Below are 20,358 nucleotides of genomic sequence, written 5' to 3' on the forward strand. Positions count from 1 at the left end.
CACACCGTCCGGGGAGGGACGCGCCATGGACCTGGTCCTCTTCATCGGCTTGCAGGGCTCGGGAAAGAGCAGCTTCTACCGGGAGCGCTTCGCGGGCACGCACGTGCATGTGAGCAAGGACCTGTGGCCCAACGCGCGCAAACGCGAGGCCCGGCAGCGGAGGCTCATCGCCGAGGCGCTGGCCCGAGGGGAGCCGGTGGTGGTGGACAACACCAACCCCCTCGTGGAGGACCGGGAGCCGCTCATCGCGCTGGGCCATGCGCACGGTGCGCGGGTGGTGGGCTACGTCTTCGAGTCGGACCTGGAGACGTGTCTGGCGCGCAACGCGGGGCGGGTGGGGCGGGCACGGGTGACGGACAAGGCCATCCACATCACGTACCGGAAGATGCGGTGGCCCTCGTCCGCCGAGGGATTCGATGTGTTGTTCCACGTACGGGTCCGCCCGGAGGGAGGCTTCGACGTGAGGGAATGGAGGGAGGGACATGAGTCCGAATGATTTCGAGGCCCGGATGCGGGAGGGCGAGTTCTTCCACTCGCTGAGGCTGCTGAGCGGGGCGTGGTGCGTGCTGCGGGTGGACGGGCGGGGCTTCTCGCGCTTCACGGAGGCGCGTTACGAGAAGCCCTTCGACGCGACGCTGCACCAGCAGATGGTGCGCACGGCCTCGGCGCTGCTGGAGGAGTTGCAGGGCGTCTACGCGTACACGGAGAGCGATGAGATTTCCGTGCTCTTCCGGCCGGACTGGTCGCTGTTCGACCGGGAGGTGGAGAAGCTGGTGTCCATCTCCGCGGGTGTGGCGAGCGCGACCTTCACGCACGTGGCGGGGGTGCCGGCGGTGTTCGACAGCCGGGTGTGGATGGGGGTGAACGAGAGCGCGGTGGTGGACTACTTCCGCTGGAGACAGGCGGACGCGACGCGCTGTGCGTTGCACGGCTGGTGCTACTGGACGCTGCGCAAGGAAGGGCGGAGCGTGGCGCAGGCGTCGAAGGAGCTGCACGGCAGGTCGGTGGGCTTCAAGAACGAGCTCCTCTTCCAGAGAGGCATCAACTTCAACGAGCTGCCGCTCTGGCAGAGGCGTGGTTCGGGCATCTACTGGGAGCAGTACGAGAAGGAGGGGGAGGACCCGCGCAGCGGCCGGAAGGTGAGCACGAAGCGCCGACGGCTGAAGGTGGACGAATCCCTCCCGATGAAGGAGGAATACGACGCCTACGTGAGGGAGCGGATGAACGCCTCCGCCTCCTGAGCGCACAGGCGCCCCCTCCTTTCCCTTTGGGAAAGGGCCGGGGGGCGGGTGGTTTTAAATGCAACTGGGTTGCATTTTCTCTGGCGTCCGCTATCTATGTCCGAGGATCTCACGCGTGCTGAAGTGAAGAGGCGCGCCAGGAGCACCCGACATGAGTACTTCGCGGAATCGGTCGTCCACCGACGGCGGAGCGCGTTCCAGAGGCGTCGAGGACGAGCGCCGCCCGGGCCGCGGTGGTTTTGGCCGCCGCAAGCCCAACCCCCTGGGTACGGCCCGTACGGTGGATTTCAAGGACGTGACCCTGCTCAAGTTCTTCGTCACCGAGCGCGGGCGGCTCATCCCCCGCCGCATCACCGGCGTGACGGCACAGCAGCAGCGGCAGGTGGCTCGGGCCGTCAAGCGCGCGCGTCTGCTCGGCCTGCTGCCCTACCTCGCCGCGGGCACCTGAGCCCCCACCCCGCCCCCATCCCCCGAGGACCCCATGCCCAAAGGTAATCGCACCATCATCCAGCTCGTGTCGACGGCCGGCACCGGCTACGTCTACACGACGACGAAGAACAAGCGGAAGTCGCAGGACAAGCTCCAGCTCAAGAAGTACGACCCGCGCGTGCGCAAGCACGTGCTGTTCGTCGAGGGCAAACCCTGATGCGCAGGCAGCGGCGCATTGCCGGCGGGCCGCGGTATGGCGCGGCCCGCCGCCGGGAGCGTGGGCGTGAGTACGCCCCGCCCGAGCTCATCGACGTGGAAGCCGCTCCAGAGGACGCCAGCGAGGAGGACACCGCCGAGGCGCCCCCGCGCGCCTTGTGCCTGGTGAGCCCCGGAGGTGATCGCGCGTCCGAGTCCGGAGCCTGAGTGAAGGGCGGGGTCCGCGCGGCCCCGCCCTTGCGTGCTTCAGAACTTCTCGCCCCGCGCGCGCATCTCCTCGAGCACCCGCTCGATGCCGCGCTTGTTGATGATGCGGATGCCGTGGGCGCTCACCCGCAGGCGCACGAAGCGCTTCAGGCTCGGCACCCAGAAGCGGTGGTATTGGAGGTTGGGCAGCGAGCGCGTCTTCGCCTTGTTGTTGGCGTGGCTGACGGTGTTGCCCACCAGCGGACGTTTTCCGGTGACCTGACAGACCTTGGACATGTGCGGAACTCCTACCAACTGGACTTGGTGACGCCGGTGATGTGGCCGGCCAGGGCCTTCTCGCGGAAGGCGATGCGCGACAGGCCAAAGCGCCGCAGGTAGCCGCGCGGCCGGCCCGTGAGTGCGCACCGGTTGGTGACACGGTTGGGATTGGAGTCGCGCGGCAGCTTGCCGAGCGCCGTCTGGGCCCGCATCCGCTCCTCGAACGTGGCCGCCGTGCGGATGGCCTCCTTGAGGGCCGCCCGCCGCTCCGCGTACTTGCGCACCAGGGCCTTCCGCCGCTCGTTCTTCTCGATCTTGCTTGTCTTCGCCATGGGCCCGGGGAGATAGCGCGAGTTCGTGTTTATCGCAACTGAGTTGCGTTTGTGTCCGGGGCTCACCTGTCCCTTGAAGCGTGTGTGGACGAGCCGGGCCACGCGCCTGCGTGCCGGGGTGGTCCGGGCCCTGCCACTGAGCGCCTCGAGCAGGGCATGGTCCGCATGAAGCCGCGGCGCCAGCGCCACCGTGCGGCGGCTCTCGAGTGCCACATGCCGGCCCGCACCTGCCGGGGCCCCGGAGGTTCCGTGGTGCTTGATTTATTCGCAATCAAATTGCATCTATCGGGGCGTGCGAACAAGGCCGGAAGAAGCGCTTCGACTATCTGCTCATCGAGTCCACGGGCATCTCCGAGCCCATGCCCGTGGCCCGCCGTCAGGAACTGGTCTTCATCGGCGCTGGGCTGGACGAGAGGGCCCTGCGCGCCAGATTGGATGCCGCGCTCCTGACGGACCTGGAGTTCGCCAAGGGCCCCAAGGCGTGGAAACGCCTGCGAGACCCCTTTCCGGCCTGGCTCGACGTGACGGCCTCGGACAGCGCCGGGAGTTGACGGAGATGAGAAGGAGAGAATGACCCTCATGACCAACGAGCAATCCGACGTTTGGGGATGGCACGCCGCGAAGTACGCCCGGTTCGCTGCCCCGTTCACTGGATACATCGCGCAGTCGCTGTTCCTCTCGGTCGCGGGGCGGCTACCGCCCGAAGCCCGCATCCTCGAGATCGCGTGTGGGACGGGCGAGCTCGCGCGTGCCGCGGTCCTGCACTGTCTCGAGGAGCGACGCACGACAGGCAGGTGTGGCGGCGTCGTCGCCACTGACTTCTCGCCCGGGATGGTGGCACTCGCGAAGAAGACCCTTGATGCCCTCGACGCCCCCGACATCGCTCGAGCCGAGGTCCAGGACGGGCAGGCGCTCGGGTTCGATCCGGCGAGTTTCGACGCCGTGTTCTCGGCGTTCGGCATCTTCCTCTTCCCGGATCGAAACGCGGGCTGGCGCGAAGCGGCGCGCGTGCTGCGTCCGGGTGGGCTGTTGGCGACGGCGGTGTGGCGAGGACCGGAAGATAACGCCTTGGCGCGCCTCCAGATGGCGCCGGTGGTGTCGGCTTTGCCGGAGCGGGTGCGCTCCTCTCTTCCGCGCTCGGGCTGGCTCGACATTGCCTCGGCGGAGGGGCTCGAGAAGGAGGTCCGCGCCGCGGGGTTCGTGGCCCCGGAGGTCTCGGTGTTCAACGCGGTCCTGACGGCACCAACGCCCCAGGCGATGTGGGACATGATGCGTGAGAACCCCGTCTCGAACTCGCTGTTGGCGGCGTGCTCCGACGAGGAGATTGCCGTCATCGAGCGGTCGGTGCTGTCGGCCTTCGAGGCGCTCGCGGGGGGAACAGACCGGCCGGTGCGATTCGATGCCTCGTGTCACTTCCTCATCGCGCGCCGCGCGTGAGCCCATGGTTGAGGCGGCCCCAGGACGCGCTGCTCGCGTTCCCCCAGACGCGCTGAAAAGACGCCAGGGCCCGTGCGGCCCGCGGTGATGGCCCCGGGGTTTCCCCCGGGACTCGCCAGGGGAGCGCTTACTGGCGTACCAGCTTGTAGGCTGTAAGCGTGCCGTTGAAGCGGCCCACTCCCGTGATGTCTCCGCGGGTGTTGATGTCCTCGGCGCTCAGCAGCGTCCACCCGCTGTTGGGAGGGAGCACGCTGTTGAGGTCGTGAATCCGCTCGCCGAGCCACACGACGGCGGCGGCGGTGCCCAGGGTGGTATTGCCGTAGAACTGGCCCACGTAGCCCACGACCCAGCCTTCCGAGTTGATGCCCTTGGCCTCGCTGTGGACGGCGACGGGGAGGCCAGGCAGGGTGCCCAGGCTCCGGATGGTGCCGTCGCTCCAGATGAACGCGTTGTAGATGGGGGAGCCCCCGGAGGTGGCGCCCACGACGGCGGAGCCCACCACGGTGCCCGCGTCGTTCACGTCATACGCCTGGCTGGCGCGCGTGACGTCCAGCGCTCCCAGATTCACTCGGATGCCCTCGCGAGTCCACAGCGTGGCCCGCGTCACGCCCTGCGCGTTCTTGCTGTAGCCCGCCACCTCGCCGTGGGCATTGATGGCCCACGCGCGGGCCAGCGTGGTGTCCAGGCCATCCAGTGAGCCCAGGTCTGTCATCGTCCCGTTCTCCCAGCGGAACGCCCGGCTGGAGGTGCCCGTGGACGCACCGCCCACGATGACGCCGCTGTCGTTGATGTCGGTGGCCACCGAGGAGGTGCCTCCCAGCGTGCCCAGCTCGGTCAGCACGCCGGCCTCCCAGCGGAAGGCCCGGGGCACGTTGTTGTCGCTCTCTCCCACCACCACGCCATGGGCGTTGATGCCGTAGGCGCGACTGAAGGCGTTGCTGCCGGGCAGCGTGCCCAGTTCGGTGAGGGTGCCGCCGCTCCAGTGGTAGGCGATGAGCGGCGGCGGCGTCCCACCCGCCACGGCCGAGCGCACGTTGCCCACCACCGCCCCCTCGTCATTCAGCGCTTGGGCATAGCCGCCGGTGCCGGCGGGGTAGCCGATGGGAACCAGCGTATACGTGGGCAGCTCCGGGGAGCCGGGCGGCGGCCTGGCGACGCAAGTGCCGTCCTGCTCGACGTAGCCGTCGTCGCAGTGGCAGTGGTCGCCGTGGGCGTGGCCATGCTCACCGCAGTCGGGCGTGGGCTCCTCGGCGGGTACGCAGGTGCCGTCCTGCTCGGTGTAGCCCGCGTCGCAATGGCAATGGTCGCCGTCAAGGTGCCCATGGCCGCCGCACTCGACCACGGGCTCCTCGGAGGGAACGCACGTGCCCCCCTGCTCGGTGTAGCCGTCGTCGCAGTGGCAGTGGTCGCCGTGCAGGTGTCCGTTGCCACCGCATTCGGGAGGCTCGGTGCCGTCGGAGGAGCCGCAGCCTCCCAGGAGGATGGCCGTCGCGGCCAGGAGGGCCAGAGGGAGAGTTCGTAGGTGCATCGCGTGTCCGGGCACTGGGTGATGAGCGGCGCGGGCGGGGGTCGCCACGCGCGGCCAGGACATACGTCACGGCGGGTGGATGTTGCAACTGTGTTGCATATTTGGATTTGAATGATGGCCTGCGCGCGGCCCTTCTCCTGGCGAGCGGTCGCCTGCGCAGGGGAGGGCCCTCCTGCACCGTCCCATGCGTGTCGCGCGGCCCTCCTGGACGACCATCTGCCCCGGCGCTCTCCCACAACAGGGCTCCCATGCCGCCTATGCTCCATCGCCGTACCTGCCGAAAAAGGGGGAGGTGGAGATCAACGGCGGCTGTTGGAAGACACTCGAAAAGCGCCCGCCCTGTTACGAGGACGATGCTGAATACCAAGGCAAGTGCTACGCGCCGGTGTCGGCGCGTTCGCGGAAGCCGCGTGAGCCACAGTCCATCCAACCGTAGACACTGTAGCTACCGTGAAATCGCGGTCGTCCCCCAGGTGCAGCTCGGGCTCATCCAGGATGACCCAGCCTCCATGGCCTTCATCGCCCACTGCCATGAGCCCTCAGGACCGTGGACAGGACCACACTATCCGTGAAATTCAGTGGCCTCTGCCCTCTCCAGGGCGCACACTGAATGAAAGGACCCGTCATGCAGGCTCGCAGACACTTCGTCATGCTCCCACTGCTCGCCGCGCTCTACGCCGGAATCGGAGCAGCCAGCCCTGTCGCCCGGTACCGCTCACCGCTCGAGAGCCAGCCCCTGGCATCCCTGGTCGCCTGCGGGCTCTCTCAGGTGCCGGCAGACCATGTCATCACGCTCATCCGATCCTCCAGTACATGCAGCCCCTACTTCGCCTACACGATCACCGCGCCTTATGACGGCGTCGTCATGTGCAAGCTCACCCCGGTGCCAACGGGTTGGGTCGTGACCCGGATCTCCAGCCCCTCGAGCTGCACCGCTGGCGGCATCGGCAACCCCGCCTACTTTGGCTACACGCTGTATCAACCCAACGCTGGCATCGTTATGTGCAGCGTCCCCGATTACGTGGTTCCGAGCGGCTGGGTCGTCACGCAGATTCTCAGCACGTCGAACTGCACCGCCGGTGGCATTGGCAACCCTGCCTACTTTGGACGCAGACTACAACTTCCCGCCACGGGTCTCGTCGTCTGCGCCAGCTCGCCGGTTCCCACCGGGTGGGCGCTGGGCACGCGGGTCTCCACGAGCATGTGCAATGGAGAGTGGGGCTACAAGCTTCGCACGCTCTAATAGCCACGTTCCGAGTCGAGTCGCGGCCCGGACTTGGGGCAAGGCCGGGTGGGGGCTCACGTACAGCTCGCCATCGACGAGTTCCCCCACGCAGTTGGAGGGGATGGTCTCCAAGTCGTCGTAGGTGGGTATCCGTCCGGCCAATGACGTGCTGCGGGGCTTGGCCAGGGTGAAGGTGGCGGCGGACCCTGCCGGCCATGACCAAGCGCAGTGAGAAGCCGGAGTGGGTTCGGGTCGCCGAGGAGTACGAGGCGAGTGGGCTGACGCAGAGGGAGTTCGCGGAGCGTCGGGGCATGACGCTGAGCACGTTGCAGTCGTGGGTGTACCGGCGCAGGAGGAAGGAGGGAGCGCCAGTGGCCCAGCCGGTGCGGCTGCTGCCGGTGCAGGTGACGGCGGCCCCGGTGGAGCGCGGGAGCGACAGCCTGGAGGTGCACACCGCGAGCGGAGAGCGCGTGCGTTTCGCGGTGGGCACGGGACGGACTCATGGCCCTGGTGCGCACCGCCTGGGGCGAGGACGTGTACTCGGGGCATCTCTTCGTCTTCGTCAGCCGCAAGGGCGACAGGGTGAAGATTCCCACCTTCAGCCGCGGCGGCTTCGTCCTCTACTACAAGCGCCTGGAGACAGGCCGCTTCCGGCTGCCGCGAGTGGATGCTGACGCCCAGGCCGTGCAACTGGACGCCACGCAGTTGACCATGCTGCTGGATGGCATTGATGTGGCGCGCGTGGAGCGCCCGCGAGACTGGACTCCTGCCAGCCAGCCTTCCGGAGAAGTCGCCTCGGAGAAGTTACCGCCCCAGTAGGGTGTTGGCGGGGGCATGGCTCGCCAGCTCCCCTTGGACCATTTCTGCCCCTGGCGCGAGGAGGCCGAGGAGCTGCGCGAGCGGCTGACGACGCTGGAGGCCAAGACGGCCGCCCTGGAGCGGCACGTCTTCGGCAGGAAGGCCGAGCGGCTGCCGGGAGTCGAGCAGTTGCTGCGGCGCGAGCAGGCCCGTGAAGACACCGAGGCACGCCGACAGCAGGCCCTGAACAAGCGTCGGGAGCGAGCAGCGCGCCGGGCCGAGGCTCCCACCCGGCAGGGTACACCACCCCATCCCCGAGGCCGAGCGCATTTGCCCCGAGTGCGGAAGCGACGAGTTGAAGGCGCTGGGGCAGGGACGCACCACGGTGGTGTACGAGTACATTCCGGCGCGCCTCGAGCGGCAGGTACACGTGCAAGAGACGCTGGCGTGCGCGTGCGGCAAGGGCGTGGTGACAGCGCCAGCACCGCCGAAGGTGGTGGACAGGGGCGAGTACGGGCCGGGTTTCATTGCCCACGTGGTGGGCTCCAAGTGCGCCGACTCCATGCCCTTGCACCGGCTGGCGCAGCGGCTGGAGCGCGGCGGCGTGCCCATGAGTCGCAGCACGTTGACGGACCTGTTCCACCTGGCGGCCGAGGTGCTCTCGCCCGTCTCCGTGCGCCTGTTGCAACACATTGCCCGTGCCGAGGTGGTGTGGGCTGACGAGACGCCCTTGCGCGTGTTGGACGTGAAGAAGACGCGTCTGGGTTACCTGTGGACATTCCTCACCCAGAATGAACAGGGCCAGTGGCTCATCGGCTACCGCTTCAGCATGGGCCGTGCGGGCAAGACGCCCAAGGACGTGCTGGGGGCACCACGGGCGCTCTCGTCGTGGGCGTGAACATGTCAGCAGTGTTGCTACCGTGCCCACCCGCTGTCGAGGACAAGCTCCACCCCATGCCGGGGGGGTCCTCGATGAAGACCGGGGCCTTGCGGATTGGACCTGAGACAAGGGAACCACTGTCCCCGGAACCGACTCGCGATTCCGGGCCCTTCTATTGGCGAGGAGTACGGGACTTGAACCCGTGCCCCTACCGCGCCTCACTCAGCCCGGAGGGGCAAGAGGGCTGCCCGCCACCGGAGAAATAGGCCTTCGAGCGGCGCAGGAAATGACCACCATCCGTGGAGGGATTGGTCTGTCCCTCCATCCCGGCGCCGAAGACCATGCCGAACCCATGGGCGGCGGCGACCTGGTCCGGGTGGTCGAAGAAGTAATCCAGCCGGTTGTCGCGCCACCGTTCCCAGGTTCCGGGCATGGACATGTTGCCCACGGGGAGCTGCCACCAGAGGTGAGGCTTTCCGAGGCGCTCGGAGAGGGCCTTGGACCAGGAGAAGGCCTGGCGGAAGCTGGGGTAGTTGAAGTTGCTCGGGTCCCACCAGCGGTGGGTGCCGGTGGTCACCTCGTACCACTGGGCATCGCGGTCGCTGGCCTCCACGGCGATGAAGTCCCCCTCAGCGGCGCCGCACAGACTCAGGAAGTCGGCCACCTTCCGGGCCTCCACTGTCACATCGAGCAGTGGGTTGGTGTTGAGGTGGGCGTCGAGCTTCGTGGCCCACGCCGAGGCATGCAGGCCCACCTTGGCGTTGGGCGCGTACTTGCGAGCCATGGAGATGAGGCAGCGCCCCATGCCAGCCACCGAGTTCGGCAGATGTCCGCAGTCGGTGGGATTGGCCGAGGCGACGGCCGCGGGCAGCAGGCGCGGATCCAGGGCGAGGAACTGCGCATAGGCCCAGAAATCCGGCTCCAGGTGGAGCAGGGCGGTGGTGCTTCCAATCTGCTTCAGCACGAAACGCCAGTCATTGAAGTAGCGCCGCATGAGGGAGACATCCACCACCCGCAGCACCTCGGCGGTTCCATCCACGACGCCGCTGGTGTGGAGGAGCTCGTAATAGGTGATCATCGGAATCTGCCTGCGGACGGCGGCGGCCTGGAGGAAGTCACGCAGGTACTGTCCCGGGGCCTGCTGGTCCCACTGCCAGCAGCCCCACCAGGCGCAACCGCCGCTCGCGTGGGAGCAGGAGCGTGCCTGGGCGCTGCAGCTCAGACACGAGCCGCAGGGCTCCGCCGAGTCGAACAGCCCGCCGGCGAGGTAGATGTAGCGGACGTCGAACGGCGCCTGCGCGGCGATGTCATCGCTCATCTTCCCCCCGACGAGCACGCGGCTCTTGCCAAGGGCGGTGAGCAGGGGCCTGGCGAGGCAGCTCGTGGTGGCGGACTCGCCATTGAGGGCCTGGGCCGCATGCAGCGGCTCGGGAGCGGGTGCCTCGAGGGTGGTTTCGCCGTCCTGCTCGGGAGGCAGCGCGAGGCAGGCGGGGAGGGCCCACAGGCCGAGCAATGACAGGATGAGGCAGCGGGAGATGGACGGCATGGCGACCTCCGGTAAGGGGTGCCCACCACGCACTCCGGTGCGGCCCGAGTGTCGAACGGGATGCACGGGAGGGAGCCAATGCGAGTGAAGAAGTACGGCGGTTGAAGAAGGGCTCGGCGGGGGGGCGCCTCGGGGTTGGGCAGTGAAGCTTCGTCCCCCGGCGTGCTCGGGGAACCCACCCTTCGGGCCAGATGCCGCTTCGACTACTCCACGCCTCCGGACACGGGAGTGTCCACCTCGTTGACGGATGAGCCCGTCTCCCCGGGCAGTTCCGGCATGGGCAGAACCTTCCACAGGTGGGGCTTGTCGTGCTGGGGCGGAATCATTCCGAGAGGCCATCCCTCGGTGGTGAGCTCCGCGTAGCGGTACACCCGGTCGCCGAGGCGGATGGGAGGGCCGCGCACGGGCAGGGCCACGCCCACGGCGGCGTGGGCGAGTGGGTCCGAGTAGAGGATGGCCGCGTCGATGCCCGCTTGCCTCAACAGCATCACCGCGAGCACGGCCTTGGAGTCACAGTCGCCCTCGTCCCGCGCGGCGACGAGCGCGGGTGGCAGCACGCCGAAGGGCTCGCCCTGGGGCTCCGTGTAGTGGATGCGCTGGACGAAGCTGATGATGAGCTCGGCGGCCTCCAGCGGATTCAACCGCCGCTCGCGGATGTGCTCGATGAAGCGGGTGCCCAGCGCGTGCACGGGCTCGGCGTTGCTGCGCATGAGCTCGGCGTAGATGCAGCGCATGTCCTGGTGGCACCCGGGCGGGGCCTGGTAGGTGAATCGGGCGCGGCTCAGCGGGCGGAAGCGCAGCTTGTGTCCGTAGGCCCGGTGTTGTTTCTCCAGCGAGCTCGCGAGCGACTCCCCGAGGCCGTAGCCCAGCCGGTACTCGGGCGGGAGGAGCGATTCGGCGCGCCACTCATAGGTGCGGGCCTGGCTCAGCGGGGTGGAGCCGGGCACGAGCGCCATGCCGAGGTGGGTGCCCCGGGTGCCGGGAAGCTCGGGAGGCTCGGCCGTGCCCGGGGCCGGGGAGTGGGAGCTGACTCCGCGCGTGAAGAACCAGTGCAGCCCGAGGAAGCTGCAGCTCGAGGTGAACAGGAGGAGGAGGAAGAGCTGGAGGAGCGTCTTCCGCGGGCTGGACGGCGGGTCGGCCACGGCGGGTCAGGAGGGAGACTGGAAGGTGGAGGGGGGGAGGTCGGGGAAGGGGATGAGGCCGTTGAGGGTGGCCTGGAGGCCCGGCGCGGTGAGCCAGGCGAGCACGAGGAGGATGGCGGCCAGGACGAGCGCGAGCGCCACGTTGCCGCGGCGCACCTCGGCGAGCTCGTCGACGCCGGGGGTGATTCTGTCGAAGAGGAGCACGCCCAGGGCGAGCACGCCGGTGCCCACCAGGAGGGCGACGCCCACGTGCGTGAGGGCGAAGAAGAGGAGCCGTCCCAGGGCCGAGGGCTCGATGGAGGAGCCGCGGAAGGTGAGGTCCACGGCGTCGAAGGTGGCGCTGACGGCGTTGTGCACCAACACCCCGAGGGCGAGCAGGCTGGCGGCGTGGACGATTCCGGCGGCGGCATTGCCCTGGCTCAGGTCCACGGTGGGATCCGTGCCGAGCAGCCGGTTGAGGCCGCGGAAGGCGAGCCAGATGCCGAGCGCGGCGACCAGCCCACCGAAGACCACCTTGGACAACCCGACGGCGACGAGGAGCAGGTTCATGGGAGCGGGCTCACTCTAGGAGGAAGCCCCCGGGTACGGAACCATTCAACGCTCCCTCTCCCTCTGGGGGAGAGCCGGGGTGAGGGTCTGCCCGGCCGCTCACCCCGAGCCCGGGTTCCTCACTTCGTCTCGCGCAGGATGAGCAGGCCGCGGGAGGTATCGACGACGTAGATCAGCCCCGCGTTGACGTCGGTGACATCCGGCACCTTGGGGACGCGGATGCCGATGGCGCCTTCGTAGAAGCCCAGGCCGCGCAGCCGGTCCTCGGAGCGGAAGTTGTTGTAGTAGGCGATCTCCCGAGGCTGGGTGGGGTTGGCGACATCGAGGACGCGGACACCCTCGTGGTAGTAGGCGATGTAGAGCCGCTTGCGGGCCTCATCGAGGATCATGTTGTGGATGGAGGCCTCCTCGCGCAGCCGGTAGCGGGAGAGCAGCTTCACCTGCTTGGGGTCGGTCACATCGAGCACGCGCAGGTGGGCGCCCCAGTCCTCGCCGCCCTCGAAGGCGATGAGCCGGTCCACGTAGGTGCCCACGGCGCCCGCGTGGCTGGTGGAGTAGCTGCGCATCGGGCTGCCATCGCTGTTGATGGCATAGCGGTAGGCGCCGAGCGGCACGGGGCCCTGCTCGTCGCTCAGCCGGGAGACGTCGCTGATCTGCATGCCGTAGGACCAGTAGTAGCTGTACATCCGGCCCTGGTAGACGAAGGCATCGTGCACGTAGGCGTACGGGTAGGACTCGGAGCCGGGCGGCACGTAGCGGCCGAGCAGCCGGGGCGCGAGCGGGTCGGAGATGTCATAGATGCGCGTCGGAGCTCCCATGGCATAGAGGTGGTTGCCCTCGACGAAGACGGTGTGGGCGTTCACTGCCTCCTGGACCTGCACGGGGGTGTGGACGGGGTTGGCGGGGTCGGAGATGTCGAAGGTGATGACGCCGTGCTTGCCGCTGGCCACGTACAGGGCGTCTCCCTTGGCCCAGACGCCGTTCCAGTAACCGTTCTCGGCGGAGATCTGATTGACGATCCGCGGGTTGGCGGGGTCGCTCACGTCGAAGACCGTCAGGCCGCCCCAGCCCAGGTAGGCGTTCTCGACGGACACGACATACGCGTGGCTTTTCGTCACATAGATGTCCACCGGCATGCCGAACGTGTAGTCCGGGTCGTACGGGTAGACGACGGGCGACTCGGAGACGAGCGTGAGCCCGTTGGCCTCGCTCTCGCCGCGCGCGGGCACGATGCGGGCGGTCTTGAAGGTGCCCACCTCCAGGGACTGCCCGTTGCGGCACGTGGCGTAGCACCCGGTGACGTGGTTGGCGTCCTGGGCCGAGCAGCCGGCGTAGCTCCACGTGAAGTTGCTCGTGCCGCCGTCCGCGAGCCTGCTCGTGGTGAGCCGCGACACGAACCAGGTGTCATTCGCGAACTGCTTGTTGAGGCTCATGGTGGGGCTGGTCGTGGCCCAGCTGTTGAAGGTCTGGACGCCGCCGTCATCGCGCAGCGAGTGGCTCTGGACGGAGTAGCGCACGCCGCCGTCGCTCAGGTCGGCGCGGAGGTGGGTGGTGAAGGTGCCTTCCTGGCCGGCGCCGCCGAGCGTGGTGCGCGGGCACCCGGACAGGTCGAAGCTGGGGAGCTCCCCGCACTGCGTGCCCGTGGTGCCTTGGATGAAGTGGCAGCCGGCGTAGGGGCCGTTGTCCTCGAAGTCCCCCGTGTCGACGACGCCCGCGTCCGTTCCGGCGTCTGTTCCAGCATCTGTTCCGGCGTCCAGCCCGGCATCGACGCCGTCACAAGAAGTGCCATTGCACGGGGGATTGGGACATCCGGTGGCGAAGGCCAACGGCAGGAACAGCAGGACGGCGAGTCGGCTGCGCTGCATTGCGAGCTCCACTGAACAGCGGGGAAGGAGCACGCAGCATAGCGGATGCGGCGGAGCGGCCGTCCGGGCCGGGCCTCGGAGCCACTCAGGGCTTCGCGTCGCGCAGCCGCCAGACGGAGAAGGTGTGCACGCGGCGCCCCTGGAAGTCGGCGGGCAGCTCCACCGGGCCCTCCACCGAGGTGAAGCGCGCGGTCAGCTCCTCGGGGGGCGGCTTGTCCTCGGTGAGCCACAGCGCGTCCTGGCCGGGCGCCGCCACGGGCCTGGGCCAGAGGTCATACTGGCTGTAGCGGGCGCCCCCCGCGGTGCTCGTGGGCAGCCGGGTGTACCAGGCCACCTCGGAGGCGAGCTGATAGCTGGGGGAGTACACGCCGGCCACGTCCTCGCGCTCGAGCCCGGGGAAGAGCCGCGAGGGCTCGGCGAGCTGGGACAGCACGGACCAGCCGTGGGTGCGGGCCAGGGGAACGTCGCGCTCGAAGCGCAGCAGGGGGAAGAGCAGGTGGGAGCCCACCGTGAGCACCCCGGCGAGGTTGACGAGGGCCGCGGCGCGGAACCACCCGGGGCGCATGCCGGCGAGCCCCACGCACGCGGAGAGGTACGCGGCGGCGGGCCAGTTCGCCTCGCCCCGGGTGCGGATGGACGCGTAGCCGAAGAGGAGCAGGGGAGCCGCCGCCGCCGCGCGCAGGAGGAACTGCTCCCTCGGGCCTCGGAGGACGTACACCACCGTCAACGGGAACAGCACGGGGCCGCCGAGCGCGAGCTGGCCGGCGAGGAACTCCCCGAAGGTGCGCCAGCCCCCGGTGCCGCCGAGGCCGTGCTTGAGCTGGAAGGCGAAGCCCACCCACTCATGCCGCGCGTTCCACAGCACGACGGGCAGGAAGAGCAGCACCCCGAGGAGCGCGGTGAGCCACGCTCCGGAGGGCAGACGGCGCGCGCGCACGCAGGCGGCGACGAAGGCCGCGGCGAGCAGGACGCCCGGGTACTTGGACAGCAGGGCCAGCCCACAGGCGAGCCCCGCCAGCACCCACCGCTCGCGGTACAGCGCCCACAGCGCGAGCACCCAGCAGAGCAGCAGGGGCGTGTCGGGGGTGCTCCAGACTCCGGCGAGCATGCCCGCGGGCACCACGCTCCACAGTGCGGCCGCGCGCCAGGCGGCCTCCCGGTTTCCGTACACGTCCCGGGCGAGCCCCCACACGGCGGCCACCGTGCCCGCGCCGCACAGCAGGGCCGTGAGCCGGATGCCGAGCGCGGCGATGAGCCAGGCCACCAGGGGCGGGTGGTCGTAGTAGCCCCAGTCGAGGTGCTGGGCCCACTGCCAGTAGTAGGCCTCGTCGAAGTAGATGTCCGTGCCGAAGGCGAGCGCGAGCCGCACCCCGGCGCTCACCGCCAGCACCACGAGGCTGAGCGTCACGGGGGAGGGGGCTCGGGTGGGGAGGGGCTCGGCCACGACCCAGGACAAAGCGCAACCCGAGGCATTTGCCCAGCCCCTTTTCCACCCGTCCCTGAACACTCGGAAGGGTGCCGGGGAACACGCACGCTCCGAGGAGCTTGCCCGCGCCGGGTGTGCCCCTTATCAAAGTGCGCCCTTCCCCTTCGTCAGGAGCATTCCGTGGCCCAGACTCCGCCTTCCGGTGCGAACAACCGCCTCGCGCGAGAGCCGTCGCCCTACCTCCGCCAGCATGCGTCGAATCCGGTGGATTGGTACCCGTGGGGGGACGAGGCCTTCGCGCGGGCCCGGGCGGAGAACAAGCCCATCCTGCTGTCGGTGGGCTACTCGGCCTGCCACTGGTGCCACGTCATGGCGCACGAGTCCTTCGAGGACCCCACCATCGCCGGGTTGATGAACGAGTGGTTCATCAACGTGAAGGTGGACCGCGAGGAGCGGCCGGACGTGGATCAAATCTACCAGGGCGTGGTGCAGCTGATGGGGCAGGGCGGTGGGTGGCCGCTGACGGTGTTCCTGACGCCGGACCTGCTGCCCTTCTACGGGGGCACGTACTTCCCGCCGGGGGACAAGTACGGGAGGCCGGGCTTCCCGAGGGTGCTGGAGGCGCTGCACACCGCGTGGACGGCGAAGCGCGAGGAGGTGCTGCGGCAGTCGGAGGAGTTCCGCGAGGGCCTGGGCGAGCTGGCCGGCTACGGCCTGGACGCGGTGGCGGGGGCGCTGAAGGGGGAGGACATCGTGGCCATGGGCGAGTCCATGCTGCGCCGGGTGGACGGGGTGAACGGGGGCTTCGGTGGAGCGCCCAAGTTCCCCAACCCGATGAACGTGGCGCTGCTGCTCCGGGCCTGGCGGCGCAACAGTGGCAACGAGGCGCTGAAGAAGGCGGTGCTGCTGACGCTGGAGCGGATGGCGCTGGGCGGCATCTACGACCAGCTCGGGGGCGGGTTCCACCGCTACTCGGTGGACGAGCGGTGGACGGTGCCGCACTTCGAGAAGATGCTGTACGACAACGCGCAGCTGCTGCACCTGTACACGGAGGCGTACCAGGTGGAGCCGAGGCCGCTGTGGCGCAAGGTGGTGGAGGAGACGGCGGAGTACGTGCGGCGCGAGATGACGGACGCGCGCGGCGGCTTCTACGCCACGCAGGACGCGGACAGCGAGGGCGAGGAAGGGAAGTTCTTCGTCTGGAAGCCCGAGCAGGTGAGGGAGGTGCTGGCGCCGGAGCTGGCCGAGCTGGCGCTGCGCCACTTCCGGCTCACCCCGGGAGGCAACTTCGAGCACGGGGCCACGGTGCTGGAGGCGGTGGTGCCCGTGGCGGCGCTGGCCACGGACTTCCAGCTTCCGGTGGAGGAGGTGGAGGCGCGGCTCGGAGAGGCCCGGCGGAAGCTCTTCGAGGCGCGGGAGAAGCGGGTGAAGCCGGGGCGGGACGACAAGATCCTCGCGGGGTGGAACGGGCTGATGATTCGAGGCCTGGCCTTCGCGGGACGGGTCTTCGGGCGGGCGGACTGGGTGGGTCTGGCGCGGCGGTCGGCGGACTTCCTGCTGAAGGAGCTGTGGGACGGGCAGCGCTTGCTGCGCTCGTACCAGGAGGGACAGGCGCGCATCCCGGGGTTCCTGGAGGACTACGGTGACCTGGCCTCGGGACTGACGGCGCTGTACCAGGCCACCTTCGAGCCGAAGTACCTGGAGGCGGCGGAGGCGCTGGTGAAGGCGGCGGAAGCGCGCTTCTGGGATGCGGAGAAGCGGGCGTACCTGACGGCGCCGAAGGAGCAACAGGACCTGGTGGTGGCGACCTATGCGACGTTCGACAACGCATTCCCCTCGGGGGCGTCGACGTTGACGGAGGCGCAGGTGGCGCTGGCGGCGCTGACGGGCAACAAGCAGTACCTGGAGCTGGCCGAGCGCTACGTCTCGCGCATGCGCGAGCAATTGCGGCAGAACCCGATGGGCTACGGGCACCTGGGGCTGGCCGCGGACGCGCTGGTGGAGGGAGCGCCGAGCGTCACCTTCTCCGGGAGCCGGGAGGTGGTGGAGCCGCTGCTGTCGGTGACCCGGGCGGCCTACGCTCCGACCTTCGCCTTCGCGTGGAAGGAGCCGGGAGCGCCAGTACCACCGTCGATGCGGGAGACCTTCGAGGGCCGCGAGCCGGTGGGCGGCCAGGGCGCCGCGTACCTCTGCCGCCACTTCGCTTGCGAGCCACCCATGAAGGAGCCGGGCGAGTTCGCGAGACAACTGGCCCTGGTTCCGGCGGGAGCCTGATTCCAGGGCACCTCACGAGCGGAGCTCATGGCCCTGTGTGGCCATGAGCTCCCGCTCCTCACCCGGACCGAGCGGTTGTTTCCGCTCGCTCCGGGCTCATCATCCGAGGATCAGAAGAGCTGGATGTTGCTGTTCTGGTCGGAGCCACCCGTGCGCAGGTTGTACAAGTCGCCCACGGTGTAGCCGGCGACGGCCGGGCACGCGCCCACGCCGCCGATGGCGCGGATCTCGTTGGACGAGGTGGAGCCACGCGGGCGCACGATGATGCCGCTGAAGTAGACGTAGGTGCCGCGATCATCCGGATCGAACGGCCGCTCCGCCTTGAAGCCCAGCGTCAGCGTGAGCCCGTCGGAGGAGATTTCCGTGGTGACGGACTCCGACACGCCGTTGGTGGTGGAGCCCGCGGGCGTCGGGTAGATGGCGCCCGTGACACCGTCGGCGTCCGGGTAGAGAATGGACGCCGCGGCGTACTGGCAGTCCGCCGTGCCCATGACGATCTCCACCGGACGGTTGAAGGTGATGGTCAGCTTGCCGTCCGCGCCCTGCAGCCTGGTGGTGTCGTCCGCGTTGGAGCGCAACGCGTAGAGCAGGGTGTCGGTCGAGCCGATGCTGCCCATCACCAGGCGCTGCTCGGCCTGGCTCACGCCGGCCGTGAAGGTGCCCTGTCCCGACAGGGTCAACCCGTCCATGGACTGCGCCATCACCGCCTCGCAGCGGTAGTTCGCGCCATTGACGAGCGACGAGCCCGGGATGGACGCCACGCCATCACCATTGGTGGTGGCGGTGACGGTGGTGGTCCCAGTGGTGACCGGCTCCAGGAAGTTGCCCGACACCTGCAGCGTGTTGCCGGCCGTCGGCGTGTACTGGCAGAAGATCTGCGCGTTGGGCACCGGCTGGTTGTTGAAGCTCACGTTGAGCCGGTAGTCCACCGAGAAGCCCTTGGGGAACAGCCGGATGTTGCCCACCTCCTGCGCGTGCTCCTGATCCAGGTCGATCAGATCGTAGGTGTACTCACCCACGAAGCGCTCGTAACCCGGGGCCTGCGCGAAGATGGGGATCGTCATCCCCTCCGGGATGTTGTCGATCTGGAAGCAACCATCCGCCTCGATGGCGTTCTTGTCGTTCAGATCACCACGGCCGCACGGCTTGGCCCGGCGGAACTCACCGTCGATGACCGCGTACACCTGGCTGGTGCTGTCGCCGTCGTCGCCCAGGTTGCCCTTCTCGCCGTTCTCCTTGAAGAAGTTCAACCGCTGACCGGTCTGGCCGTCCACGATGAAGCCCACGAGCCGGCCACTGTTGGCCTCGTACTCACAGCCCGCGAGGGCGAGAAGCGAGACCGCCAGGAACTTCTGAGTCAACTTGTACATGAAACCCCCGTTACAATTGCCACAAAGGCAGGGGGCTCCTTAGTCGACTCACCAACGTGTTGCCAAGGGGGGGGTCCCCCCGGGCCACGCCCTACCTCACCTCGACGACCTTTAGCGTCCCAATGAGCGGGGTGATTTCCGCGTTTCCTTCCTGGCCCACCCCGAAGTGGGTGGCATCCGCGACCATCTGGTTGAAGGTGGGGTCCATCTGGGTCCACTCGCCCACGAAGGCCTCCACCCACTCGTGCCAGTAGAGGGCGGGCACCCCGTCCTGGTTCACCATGTAGATGACGCCGTCCACGCGCCGGGCGGGGATGCCCGAGGCGCGCAGCAGGGACACCGTCAGCAGCGAGTGCTCGGTGCAGTCCCCCTTGCGTTGACGCAGCACGTCAGTGGCCCGGTCCGCGCTCGCCCCGTAGTCCTTCTTCAGGTGGGTGGCCACCCAGCCGACAATCTTCTGGGCGGCCGTGTAGGCGTCCTTCTCGGTCCCCACCAGCTGCGAGGCCAGCTCGCGGATCTGCGTGCTGTCGCTCTCGACGATGATGGAGCTCTTGAGGTTCTCGCCGCCGTCGGGGTCCTTGAGCGGCCTGGGGGCGAGCTTCTTCGGATCAGGCGGCTGCGCTGACATCGTCACCAGCACGCGCCCGTCCGGCTGCGCCTGGTACTTCTGGCGGTAGGTGTCGCGCTGGAACTTCTCCGGCAGGTTCTCCATCACCAGCTTCACCTGTCCGGGGATGGCCTGGGCCTCGGGTGGCAGCGCCCTGGGCAGCACCACGCGCGTGAGGCCGAACACCTCCACCATGTCCAGCCGCCTGGCCACCTCCTCGGGCTCGGCGCGGGCCTTCATCGTCTGGCCGTACTCCAGCTCCAGCAGCCGGCCGTCCTCGGCCACATACGCCGTGACGGGCACCTTCTCCTTCTCCGACACGCTGACGGCCTTGCCCACCTTCACCTTGATGCCGCTGATGAGCCGCTCCTCCGCCGGGTGCACCGTGGTGCTCACCGGGTGGGTGCCGAGGTCCGTCCCATCCAGCGCATTGCCGCTCACGTTCGCCTGGCGCAGGATCGCCACGCGCACCTGATCGGCGTCTTCCACCACCTCCGAGGTGGGCGGCAGGTTCACCGTCTCGTCCGGCATGCCCGGGCGCTTGCGCACCACGCTCATTCCGCCGGGCGTCACCGTGCCCACCAGCGTCTGGTTGCCGCCATCTCCCCGCTGCTCGATGGTGAAGGCCACCAGCTTGCCGCCGGGCCGCGACTCGTAGACGCGTTCCTCCCGGTGGATGCGCTCGGAGAGCCGGGCGCCCACCTGCGCCTTGAAGTGCAGCTCGTTGATGCTGCGCACCCGGTCGCCGCGGCCCGGGACGGGGGCCAGGTCGTTGAAGACGTAGCCCACCTTCTTGTCCACCAGGTACAGCCCCATGTACTCGCCGCCCTGGGGGCGGGGGGCCTTGAGCACGTCGGATACCGTGGCCGGAGCCTGCGCCTGCTGGGCCTGCTGCTCCTGGGCCGGCTGGGTCCGGGCCTGGACCGGGGCCGCCTGGGGCGCGGGCTCCTGCTTCTTGCACTGCACGAGCGCCAGGCTCAGCAGCGCGGCGCCCACGGGAAGGAGGACTCTTCTGGGAAGTCGCATCG

Annotated in this window: 21 protein-coding genes; 11 read left to right on the forward strand and 10 right to left on the reverse strand. The window is 68.9% G+C overall.

Going from position 1 to position 20,358, the window contains the following annotated elements:
- The first annotated feature begins 25 nt into the window (after positions 1-25).
- The 5 genes from BO221_RS48885 to BO221_RS48905 all read left to right on the forward strand — a co-directional run bounded on the left by BO221_RS48885 (position 26) and on the right by BO221_RS48905 (position 2,093).
- The gene (locus tag BO221_RS48885) at positions 26-496 is read left to right on the forward strand and encodes an ATP-binding protein (RefSeq protein ID WP_073567825.1); all 471 of its coding nucleotides are present in this window, start codon (positions 26-28) and stop codon (positions 494-496) included.
- Positions 483-1,241, forward strand: coding sequence for a tRNA(His) guanylyltransferase Thg1 family protein (locus BO221_RS48890; RefSeq protein ID WP_073567826.1), 759 nt, complete (start codon positions 483-485; stop codon positions 1,239-1,241). Before BO221_RS48885 ends, BO221_RS48890 begins: the two co-directional genes overlap by 14 nt.
- A gap of 151 nt (positions 1,242-1,392) precedes the next feature.
- Positions 1,393-1,689 (forward strand): 30S ribosomal protein S18, encoded by a 297-nt coding sequence (gene rpsR / locus BO221_RS53255; RefSeq protein ID WP_083682658.1) that lies wholly within the window; start codon positions 1,393-1,395, stop codon positions 1,687-1,689.
- A 33-nt stretch (positions 1,690-1,722) separates the two neighbouring features.
- Entirely contained in the window at positions 1,723-1,887 is a 165-nt protein-coding gene (rpmG, locus tag BO221_RS48900; protein WP_073567827.1) for a 50S ribosomal protein L33, read from the forward strand.
- Positions 1,887-2,093 carry a hypothetical protein gene (locus tag BO221_RS48905; RefSeq protein WP_073567828.1) on the forward strand — a complete coding sequence of 69 codons (207 nt, stop codon included), beginning with the start codon at positions 1,887-1,889 and terminating at the stop codon, positions 2,091-2,093. The genes rpmG and BO221_RS48905 overlap by 1 nt, the downstream gene beginning before the upstream one ends.
- A 39-nt stretch (positions 2,094-2,132) precedes the next feature.
- Here BO221_RS48905 and rpmB read toward each other — a convergent pair whose 3' ends face one another.
- Both rpmB and rpsN read right to left on the reverse strand, forming a co-directional pair.
- On the reverse strand, positions 2,133-2,369 hold the full coding sequence (rpmB, locus tag BO221_RS48910; protein ID WP_073567829.1) for a 50S ribosomal protein L28: 237 nt from the start codon (positions 2,367-2,369) through the stop codon (positions 2,133-2,135).
- Between the two features lie 11 nt (positions 2,370-2,380).
- Positions 2,381-2,683 carry a 30S ribosomal protein S14 gene (gene rpsN / locus BO221_RS48915; RefSeq protein ID WP_073567900.1) on the reverse strand — a complete coding sequence of 101 codons (303 nt, stop codon included), beginning with the start codon at positions 2,681-2,683 and terminating at the stop codon, positions 2,381-2,383.
- A gap of 365 nt (positions 2,684-3,048) precedes the next feature.
- Here rpsN and BO221_RS48920 point away from each other — a divergent pair, with 365 nt between their 5' ends.
- Both BO221_RS48920 and BO221_RS48925 read left to right on the forward strand, forming a co-directional pair.
- Positions 3,049-3,234, forward strand: coding sequence for a GTP-binding protein (locus BO221_RS48920; RefSeq protein ID WP_233166605.1), 186 nt, complete (start codon positions 3,049-3,051; stop codon positions 3,232-3,234).
- A gap of 28 nt (positions 3,235-3,262) precedes the next feature.
- On the forward strand, positions 3,263-4,120 hold the full coding sequence (locus BO221_RS48925; protein WP_158080051.1) for a class I SAM-dependent methyltransferase: 858 nt from the start codon (positions 3,263-3,265) through the stop codon (positions 4,118-4,120).
- A 127-nt stretch (positions 4,121-4,247) separates the two neighbouring features.
- Here BO221_RS48925 and BO221_RS53260 read toward each other — a convergent pair whose 3' ends face one another.
- Positions 4,248-5,648, reverse strand: coding sequence for a DUF3466 family protein (locus BO221_RS53260; protein WP_083682660.1), 1,401 nt, complete (start codon positions 5,646-5,648; stop codon positions 4,248-4,250).
- A gap of 625 nt (positions 5,649-6,273) precedes the next feature.
- On the opposite strand from BO221_RS53260, the gene BO221_RS48950 reads away from it, so the two are divergent.
- The 3 genes from BO221_RS48950 to BO221_RS48965 all read left to right on the forward strand — a co-directional run bounded on the left by BO221_RS48950 (position 6,274) and on the right by BO221_RS48965 (position 8,569).
- Entirely contained in the window at positions 6,274-6,891 is a 618-nt protein-coding gene (locus tag BO221_RS48950; RefSeq protein WP_073567831.1) for a hypothetical protein, read from the forward strand.
- Between the two features lie 483 nt (positions 6,892-7,374).
- Positions 7,375-7,692, forward strand: a complete 318-nt coding sequence (gene tnpB, locus BO221_RS48955; protein WP_073567832.1) for an IS66 family insertion sequence element accessory protein TnpB — start codon at positions 7,375-7,377, stop codon at positions 7,690-7,692.
- A 307-nt stretch (positions 7,693-7,999) separates the two neighbouring features.
- Positions 8,000-8,569 (forward strand): transposase, encoded by a 570-nt coding sequence (locus BO221_RS48965; protein ID WP_255408564.1) that lies wholly within the window; start codon positions 8,000-8,002, stop codon positions 8,567-8,569.
- 190 nt (positions 8,570-8,759) lie between these two features.
- On the opposite strand, the gene BO221_RS48970 is transcribed toward BO221_RS48965, so the two are convergent.
- From BO221_RS48970 to BO221_RS48990, 5 genes are all read right to left on the reverse strand, one after another.
- Entirely contained in the window at positions 8,760-10,097 is a 1,338-nt protein-coding gene (locus BO221_RS48970; RefSeq protein WP_083682662.1) for a hypothetical protein, read from the reverse strand.
- Between the two features lie 203 nt (positions 10,098-10,300).
- Complete coding sequence (locus BO221_RS48975) at positions 10,301-11,239, reverse strand: transglutaminase domain-containing protein (protein ID WP_073567834.1); 939 nt, start codon at positions 11,237-11,239, stop codon at positions 10,301-10,303.
- Positions 11,240-11,245: 6 nt separating this feature from the next.
- The gene (locus BO221_RS48980; protein ID WP_073567835.1) at positions 11,246-11,788 is read right to left on the reverse strand and encodes a DUF350 domain-containing protein; all 543 of its coding nucleotides are present in this window, start codon (positions 11,786-11,788) and stop codon (positions 11,246-11,248) included.
- 119 nt (positions 11,789-11,907) lie between these two features.
- The gene (locus tag BO221_RS48985) at positions 11,908-13,653 is read right to left on the reverse strand and encodes an LVIVD repeat-containing protein (RefSeq protein ID WP_073567836.1); all 1,746 of its coding nucleotides are present in this window, start codon (positions 13,651-13,653) and stop codon (positions 11,908-11,910) included.
- An 85-nt stretch (positions 13,654-13,738) separates the two neighbouring features.
- Positions 13,739-15,061 (reverse strand): glycosyltransferase family 39 protein, encoded by a 1,323-nt coding sequence (locus BO221_RS48990; protein WP_073567902.1) that lies wholly within the window; start codon positions 15,059-15,061, stop codon positions 13,739-13,741.
- A 198-nt stretch (positions 15,062-15,259) separates the two neighbouring features.
- Between BO221_RS48990 and BO221_RS48995 the strand changes: the two genes are divergently transcribed.
- Positions 15,260-17,353: a thioredoxin domain-containing protein gene (locus BO221_RS48995; RefSeq protein WP_073567837.1), complete on the forward strand. Its 2,094-nt coding sequence runs from the start codon at positions 15,260-15,262 to the stop codon at positions 17,351-17,353.
- A 110-nt stretch (positions 17,354-17,463) separates the two neighbouring features.
- Here BO221_RS48995 and BO221_RS49000 read toward each other — a convergent pair whose 3' ends face one another.
- Positions 17,464-18,723 carry a hypothetical protein gene (locus BO221_RS49000; RefSeq protein ID WP_073567838.1) on the reverse strand — a complete coding sequence of 420 codons (1,260 nt, stop codon included), beginning with the start codon at positions 18,721-18,723 and terminating at the stop codon, positions 17,464-17,466.
- A gap of 91 nt (positions 18,724-18,814) precedes the next feature.
- Entirely contained in the window at positions 18,815-20,356 is a 1,542-nt protein-coding gene (locus BO221_RS49005; protein ID WP_083682664.1) for a transglutaminase family protein, read from the reverse strand.
- Between the last annotated feature and the right edge of the window lie 2 nt (positions 20,357-20,358).

This window comes from Archangium sp. Cb G35, assembly GCF_001896145.1.
GTDB lineage: Bacteria > Myxococcota > Myxococcia > Myxococcales > Myxococcaceae > Archangium > Archangium violaceum.

Excerpts from the sequence above, each read along its gene's own strand:
- BO221_RS48885 (WP_073567825.1), top strand. The coding sequence starts at position 26 with ATGGACCTGGTCCTCTTCATCGGCTTGCAGGGCTCGGGAAAGAGCAGC.
- BO221_RS48890 (WP_073567826.1), top strand. The coding sequence starts at position 483 with ATGAGTCCGAATGATTTCGAGGCCCGGATGCGGGAGGGCGAGTTCTTC.
- rpsR (WP_083682658.1), top strand. The coding sequence starts at position 1,393 with ATGAGTACTTCGCGGAATCGGTCGTCCACCGACGGCGGAGCGCGTTCC.
- rpmG (WP_073567827.1), top strand. The coding sequence starts at position 1,723 with ATGCCCAAAGGTAATCGCACCATCATCCAGCTCGTGTCGACGGCCGGC.
- BO221_RS48905 (WP_073567828.1), top strand. The coding sequence starts at position 1,887 with ATGCGCAGGCAGCGGCGCATTGCCGGCGGGCCGCGGTATGGCGCGGCC.
- rpmB (WP_073567829.1), bottom strand. The coding sequence starts at position 2,369 with ATGTCCAAGGTCTGTCAGGTCACCGGAAAACGTCCGCTGGTGGGCAAC.
- rpsN (WP_073567900.1), bottom strand. The coding sequence starts at position 2,683 with ATGGCGAAGACAAGCAAGATCGAGAAGAACGAGCGGCGGAAGGCCCTG.
- BO221_RS48925 (WP_158080051.1), top strand. The coding sequence starts at position 3,263 with ATGACCAACGAGCAATCCGACGTTTGGGGATGGCACGCCGCGAAGTAC.
- BO221_RS53260 (WP_083682660.1), bottom strand. The coding sequence starts at position 5,648 with ATGCACCTACGAACTCTCCCTCTGGCCCTCCTGGCCGCGACGGCCATC.
- BO221_RS48950 (WP_073567831.1), top strand. The coding sequence starts at position 6,274 with ATGCAGGCTCGCAGACACTTCGTCATGCTCCCACTGCTCGCCGCGCTC.
- tnpB (WP_073567832.1), top strand. The coding sequence starts at position 7,375 with ATGGCCCTGGTGCGCACCGCCTGGGGCGAGGACGTGTACTCGGGGCAT.
- BO221_RS48970 (WP_083682662.1), bottom strand. The coding sequence starts at position 10,097 with ATGCCGTCCATCTCCCGCTGCCTCATCCTGTCATTGCTCGGCCTGTGG.
- BO221_RS48980 (WP_073567835.1), bottom strand. The coding sequence starts at position 11,788 with ATGAACCTGCTCCTCGTCGCCGTCGGGTTGTCCAAGGTGGTCTTCGGT.
- BO221_RS48985 (WP_073567836.1), bottom strand. The coding sequence starts at position 13,653 with ATGCAGCGCAGCCGACTCGCCGTCCTGCTGTTCCTGCCGTTGGCCTTC.
- BO221_RS49000 (WP_073567838.1), bottom strand. The coding sequence starts at position 18,723 with ATGTACAAGTTGACTCAGAAGTTCCTGGCGGTCTCGCTTCTCGCCCTC.
- BO221_RS49005 (WP_083682664.1), bottom strand. The coding sequence starts at position 20,356 with ATGCGACTTCCCAGAAGAGTCCTCCTTCCCGTGGGCGCCGCGCTGCTG.